This is a genomic window from Capnocytophaga canis (assembly GCF_000827555.1).
GTDB lineage: Bacteria > Bacteroidota > Bacteroidia > Flavobacteriales > Flavobacteriaceae > Capnocytophaga > Capnocytophaga canis.
This window is the reverse complement of record NZ_CDOI01000169.1, coordinates 1-1,566: the sequence shown is the minus strand read 5'-3', so window position 1 is coordinate 1,566 and position 1,566 is coordinate 1. Positions and strand designations below refer to the sequence as shown.

Sequence of the window (1,566 nt, the reverse complement as noted above, 5' to 3'; positions counted from 1 at the left end):
TGTGTCGCAGGTAATCGTTCCTACTTTTGTACAGATTTCATAACCTATAACATACGTTCCCGTTGGAGTACCTGACGGTACCGTAATATCTCCTGTTACAGGGTCTAAGTTCGGTACGATTGTTCCCGTTGGGGTTGACGTTACCGTTATCGTTACATCAGATGTTGTTGGCGTTTTTGTACCAATTTTATCATTATCCAACACGTTCACTACTGTTCCACTTTCTGTGGTCGTTACAGTTACTGGGTCGTCAGTAGCCGTGATTACCGTAGGGGTCGTTACCGCTGTAACTATTACAGTTACCGTAGCTGTGTCGCACGTAATCGTTCCTGATTTTGTACAGATGCTATAACCTATCGTATACGTTCCGGTTGGAGTACCTGACGGTACCGTAACATCTCCTGTTACAGGGTCTAAGTTCGGTACGATTGTTCCCGTTGGAGTTGACGTTACAGTTATCGTTACATCAGATGTTGTTGGTGTGTTCGTACCAAGCCTATCATTATCCAACACATTTCCTACTGTTTGCGTATTGGTCGAAGTGGTAACTGTAAACGTATCGGTATTCGCAGTGATATTTAATACGCTTGGCACGACAGGAATTACAATCTCTATCGTTGAATTCGCACAATTGGAAGTAGCATTACCTACACCATCTTTCTCACAGATTGAATATATCAATGTGTATATCTTGGTCTCGGTAGCTGTTGTCGATGGTATCAATAATTTACCATCAGTATTAATTACCACTCCTGTGAGTCCTCCATCAGTCAATAACGTTACACTTACCGTACCGCTATTTGGTGTCAATCCGTTCAAATCATCATTTGTAAAGACACTACCCACAGTTTCTCCACCTGCGGTCGTTGAAGTGAATGTATCCGAATTTGCTGTAATAGTTGATACGCTTGGAGCTATAACCGTTACCGTTACCGTAGCATCATCACAATTATCAGGGGTCGCTCCATTCTCGCAAATTTTATAGGTCAACGTATAAACTCCACTCGGTACATTATTACCAACACTAACTTTTCCGTCACCATCTAACGTAATACCCGTTGGGGTAATGATTGGAGTAAGCGTTACCTGACCTACTCCTGTGCCTATAACCACAGGCGTACCATTAAGCTTATCGTTACTAATAACCGTTTGCGTAGTTGTGCCTTCCGATACTACCGTTCCTAAATCATCGTTATCAGCTACGATGCTGTTTTGAACCGTGATCGTTACCGTAGCATCATCACAGTTCAATGGATTCGAGCCGTTCTCGCAAATATTATAGGTCAACGTATAAACTCCACTCGAAACATTCGTTCCTACCGTTACTTTCCCGTTAGTAGCATCTATCGTAATGCCCGTTGGGGTAATGATTGGTGTAAGGGTCACCTCACCCGTACCTGTGCCTATAACCACAGGCGTACCATTAAGCTTATCGTTACTAATAACCGTTTGTGTAGTCGTACCACCCGATACTACCGGTCCTAAATCATCGTTATCAGCTACGATGCTGTTTTCAACCGTGATCGTTACCGTAGCATCATCACAATTATCAGGGGTCGCTCCATT

1 pseudogene is annotated in these 1,566 nt (G+C 43.2%); it reads right to left on the bottom strand.

From position 1 onward, the window contains the following. Positions 1-1,566: pseudogene (locus CCAND38_RS11995) on the bottom strand (gliding motility-associated C-terminal domain-containing protein); the annotation flags it as partial.